Annotated in this window: 5 protein-coding genes and 1 pseudogene; 3 read left to right on the forward strand and 3 right to left on the reverse strand. The window is 47.0% G+C overall.

The genetic code is table 11. The features are described from left to right. Positions 1-9: 9 nt before the first annotated feature. The gene (gene tnpB / locus VE954_RS44420) at positions 10-159 is read left to right on the forward strand and encodes an IS66 family insertion sequence element accessory protein TnpB (protein WP_414699032.1); all 150 of its coding nucleotides are present in this window, start codon (positions 10-12) and stop codon (positions 157-159) included. A 615-nt stretch (positions 160-774) separates the two neighbouring features. On the opposite strand, the gene VE954_RS26130 is transcribed toward tnpB, so the two are convergent. Next, positions 775-1386, reverse strand: a complete 612-nt coding sequence (locus VE954_RS26130) for a response regulator (protein WP_324958407.1) — start codon at positions 1384-1386, stop codon at positions 775-777. A gap of 452 nt (positions 1387-1838) precedes the next feature. Here VE954_RS26130 and VE954_RS26135 point away from each other — a divergent pair, with 452 nt between their 5' ends. Next, positions 1839-2312 carry a response regulator gene (locus VE954_RS26135; RefSeq protein ID WP_324958409.1) on the forward strand — a complete coding sequence of 158 codons (474 nt, stop codon included), beginning with the start codon at positions 1839-1841 and terminating at the stop codon, positions 2310-2312. A 1027-nt stretch (positions 2313-3339) separates the two neighbouring features. Here the strand turns inward: VE954_RS26135 and VE954_RS26140 are convergent. Continuing rightward, positions 3340-3816, reverse strand: coding sequence for a hypothetical protein (locus tag VE954_RS26140; protein WP_324958411.1), 477 nt, complete (start codon positions 3814-3816; stop codon positions 3340-3342). Positions 3817-3996: 180 nt separating this feature from the next. After that, positions 3997-4320 (reverse strand): hypothetical protein, encoded by a 324-nt coding sequence (locus VE954_RS26145; protein ID WP_324958413.1) that lies wholly within the window; start codon positions 4318-4320, stop codon positions 3997-3999. Between the two features lie 75 nt (positions 4321-4395). Between VE954_RS26145 and VE954_RS26150 the strand changes: the two are divergent. Continuing rightward, positions 4396-4520, forward strand: a pseudogene (locus tag VE954_RS26150) (IS6 family transposase); the annotation flags it as partial.

A 4520-nucleotide genomic window follows, 5' to 3' on the forward strand; every position in this document is an offset into this window, starting at 1 on the left:
AACATCTTCATGGCGAAGGGCCCGACCGATATGCGTGCCTCGTATGATACGCTGTTCAACAAGGTGAAGGAGATCCTGAAGCAGGACCCCTTTTCGGGTCACCTGTTCGTATTCACCAACGCCCGTCGCACCTCGTGCAAGATTAAGGATAATCCTTAAGGAGACCTTAAGGACAGACCTCAACTTTTAAGGACAGTCCTCAAGGATACGTTAAGGACACATTGCCTGTCTTTTATGGGACGATTCAAGCTGGGTAAGGGCGATCGCATAGGCCACTATAGACGCCACATCACTTGTAGCGTGTGATCAGAAATGCAAGAATTCTGTCCGGGAGGTGGCAATGAATACGGGAGAAGCTGACAATTGTCCCCATGAAGAAGAAGGCCCGGCAACTCAACTGGTTTACTCAGATGAATGGGGCTATGTCGAAGTCACGAAAAAAGGCGTCATAGGAATTGGGACCGGGAAATGGCCAGGAAGTGAGGGACAAACACAACCGAGTGAATAGTCAGAAAATCCCGTGAAGCGGCAAATCAGAAATCAATTTCTGGTGCTCATAAAGCGATAACAGTTTTTTGGGCAGTCCGAGATGGAGTCTTCGATGCCTTATCCGCGGAGGATGGAAAGACATAAAAAACGTTTGTGGAATTTTTCAGATCAAGCGGTGAAGGCATCAGCAGATATTTCTTCTGGAGTATCTTTAGGTATTTCAAAGATCCGGATAGCGCACACCATAAACCAAGATATCATGATGAAGGTCCTTGTTTTGCCAGCTCAATTTGAAGCTGGTTTACATCCTGTTAAGTTCGAACAGAGTTCGATCAACTGGGCGATATCCAGAGGTTTTTGAATTTTATTGACTCCTTGAGCCTGTAGCGCCGCATCGTTGGCTTCAGGAACCAATCCAGACACCAGTACAACAGGAGTGGACCTGTTTTTCGTTTGTCCGGATCTTAGTTTTTTTATGAAAGTAGCGCCATCCATATGAGGCATAATAAGATCAACAATAATCAAGGAGAGCTGAAGATCCCTGCACAAGTTGAGAGCCTTTTCTCCGTCAGTGGCGAACGCGATTATGGTTTCAGGAAAAGCAAACTGAAAAATATCCCTGTACAAGAAAAGTATTTCCTGATCGTCATCAACAAAAAGGACATTCATTGAAATTGGCCGCCTTGTTTGATGTTCAAAATATTTTATCAGAGTCGTTAGCAAATGCGGTAGTGCGATCGATTTTCGAGCACGGATCAGCCCTACCGGGTGCTTGCTCCGGGATGGTGAATGCAAAGGGAGAGGTGGCAAGAGATCCGCCATCTGCGCCCGTATAAAGAAAAATGCTCCAGTCCCTCGCAAAATACCCCAGCCAGGCAATTGGTTGGGGTAAAACATTGGCAGTCAGTAGGGACAAATTGCATTATAACAAAAAGAAATGGTGGCAGGCTGGACTGTACAGCCAAGCCTGCCGTAACATTGCAGCGATTTTTGAAGGCATTGATTTTAAGTTTTCTTAGGTTGCTTTTTTCCTGAGAGCCCTGATTGTGTCCGAAAAAACGTCATAGCCGAAGGCAACGCTGAAAGCATGGTGAAAGTCGAAAAAACCTTGTAACACAAATTTGAGGCTATATCCGTCGAAGCACGTCGCTGCAAAAATGTGCCTCAACCTCAAGAACTCAATTAAATCCATATTCATCCATCCAGTGAACAAACGTTTCTTCGGCATCAACCTCTACTCGGTTCGGAGCCCATTTATCTATAATAAAGGTTCACTTTCCTCCATCTGTATCATGGAAAAAAGCCCCTAGAGAAGGTATTTTGCAGCCAAAAGATGGGAGATTGAATCTATGCAACTCGAAGGATATTCGAAAAAAATGCCCGACGGACCCGCGCCATTATCAGGAATCAAAGTACTGGTTGTGGACGATATGCCTGATGTCAGGCTCTGCGTTACGTGGCTGTTAAAGCGGCGAGGTGCAATGGTTGAGTCTGCTGACTCTGTAATTGCAGCAATAGACATGATAAAAAAATTTAGTCCGACTGTCATTGTTAGCGACCTCGCCATGCCTGATAAAACAGGATTCGATCTTCTCCGAATTATTAGAAAAGAGCTTGAGGCAAACACGCTTAAAAAAACGCCAGCCATTGCTGTTTCCGCCTTTGCAGTCCTGCACTGTCAAGCGATGTCGATGGAAGCAGGCTTTCAGGCAGTTCTCAACAAGCTAGTCAATATTGATCACCTTTCAAAACTCGTTTACGCCCTGGCAGCTTTGGATGGAGAGGCGGTTATTAATGGCTTTAACCCATCGATTTTTCTCTAAAACAATCATGCCACTTTATCTTCTTCGTGTACTTGTCAGCATGTCACAAAATTGGGACTCGTGCGAAAGCTTTCTTAAGAAGCTAAGTTTTCGTTTGGAGAGGTATTCAATAAGTGGCGATTGAACTTATGCCCAATTCTTTCGCCTTTGCAAAGCCTGAAACATTCCTGGGAGATTCCATTTTGAGAACTTCACACAACGTTATCATTAATGCGCAGTATCTGTTTCATCTCAACCGCATAATTGTCGATACCATCATTCAGAATTCTCGCGATCCAAACGCGGCAGTGAAAACCTACGGCTGCCTGTTGGGAAAATACGGAAGAGTCAAGCTTCTACGGCGGTGCCTGTGTAGCGCACAACAAGAGCAAATAAATCTTCTGACGCGGGAAGTTGTGAAACTAAGTCGGTTGAATGAAAACATTCCAAACCTTCTATATTTGGAATTCGATCGGGAGGATTGAAGCCAGACCATTCGGGAAAAACTTCGATAAAATCACTACAAAAAGTCTAGGTCGGCAGTTGGGTTGGAACTTTTGCACTTTTCTCTATTTTGGCGCCTTTTCTTTTGCATCGAGTAAATTAGGAAAGTCAGAGAGTAAATCCTGGCCGCTACGAGGGTTCCCCGCCATTTTCTTCCATTGATTAGTTGAATCTCCTGTGCCACTAAGCACAAGCAAGGAGATCGCATGAAAAAGAGTCGCTTCTGGGCAAAATTTCAGCCTGACTACGCCGCCGACGATGATGCTTTGCTTAAGAAAGTTGGTCAGGCAATCATTACTGCAGCTTCGGCGAATAATTGACTCTTTCTGCAGGGGCTCCAGGGTGAGAAGACCCACTGGTCGCTCCAGTAGGCCATCGGGTATCCAAAACCAGTCTCCCAATCCCGGGGCGACCTGCCCCGGACTGACTACGCGATTGCCTATCTACATGAGATTTCAGCGTCGTTGATGAAATACGTCAGTCCATCAAAAGCGGCTCTATCTGCGGGAAGAGGCTCCCGTTGGCGTCGGGGACCTCCAGGAACTCAAAGATTGGGACTGGGGCTGAGGTTTCTACCAACGATGACCTTGGCCCCGCGGTGCGAGACGCTAGCGTTTTCGGCACTTTCTGTGCGCGAGACATCTTCGAGAATCACTGTGAGACCTGCGGCGTCATTGACCCACACATGCGACAGCTCCTCACGAGGATCGAGACTCAACTCAACGTACTGGAGCGGGATACCAAGTTTCGGGCTCTCCACAACAAGAGTCGTGTTTACGTAACCGGCCCAGAAACAGTCGACATCCAAAGGACAACGGTTATCTTCCAGGTCAACGAAGAGCAAACGGAGATTAGCAACCTCAACAGCTTGGCCGCCCAATGGCAGAATTACGCAGCTGCCGCGCGCGTGGTCGGCATCGTTACATTGCAAAACAGGGGCGTGGGGTTTGATAGCAGCACGTGCGAAAGTTGGAACGGAAGCGACACTGGCCAGGGCGATCATGAGCCATAACGATTTCATAAGTCCTCCTTAAAATCGATGTTACGCTTGACTTAACGGTGAAGATGATTTTTTGCTTCAAATTCAGTCATCAATTCAGATTTTTTTCTCAAAAATCGATGTGCCCTTAGGCTGGACTGACGCCACTATGCTCAAACAACCAAAGCCCTGGATAGATATTGGCGAGCATGGGCGTGCTCGCTATTGGTTGTATGTTTTTGGATCACTCGCTATTAGAGAAAAAGCAAGGTTGTCGGTCTTTGCTTTCGCATTCCGTCCCACAACGCCTTGAAAATGGTCGATAACACAGAGGCCTCGCCCCGTCTGATGGCAATGGACGGCTGTAACATGCAGGGCGAAAGGTTGATCTGATTGAGAGAGCTTCAGCTCTCCGTTGAAGAGGAGCAGTTTGTATTTTGCATCGTATCCCGAGAACGGAAACTCGGCAGTCTTGGTCCAACCATGTCCGGCCTTCTCATAAAGGGTAATTCCAGAAGGGTTGCTGATTTTGCCAGCCTGTTCCAAAGGGAGGGATATTTTGGTTCTGTTGCGCCTGGGTAAGTCGGTGGTATTCTCGAGGAAACCTCGGGAGGCCGGCTCATGCTTTTTGACACCAAAGGACATTGTTTTGAGCGCCAGATCATCATGCTTCATGTCCGCTGGTATCTTTCCTATAAACTGAGCGACCGCGACCTTGAAGAGATGGCCAGGGAACGTGGGCTTGA

The sequence above is a fragment of the Oligoflexus sp. genome (assembly GCF_035638955.1).
Classification (GTDB): domain Bacteria; phylum Bdellovibrionota_B; class Oligoflexia; order Oligoflexales; family Oligoflexaceae; genus Oligoflexus.

What these genes read in the sequence shown, in the direction of transcription:
- tnpB (WP_414699032.1), top strand. Translation starts at nt 10, where the DNA reads ATGGCGAAGGGCCCGACCGATATGCGTGCCTCGTATGATACGCTGTTC.
- VE954_RS26130 (WP_324958407.1), bottom strand. Translation starts at nt 1,386, where the DNA reads ATGTTTTACCCCAACCAATTGCCTGGCTGGGGTATTTTGCGAGGGACT.
- VE954_RS26135 (WP_324958409.1), top strand. Translation starts at nt 1,839, where the DNA reads ATGCAACTCGAAGGATATTCGAAAAAAATGCCCGACGGACCCGCGCCA.
- VE954_RS26140 (WP_324958411.1), bottom strand. Translation starts at nt 3,816, where the DNA reads ATGAAATCGTTATGGCTCATGATCGCCCTGGCCAGTGTCGCTTCCGTT.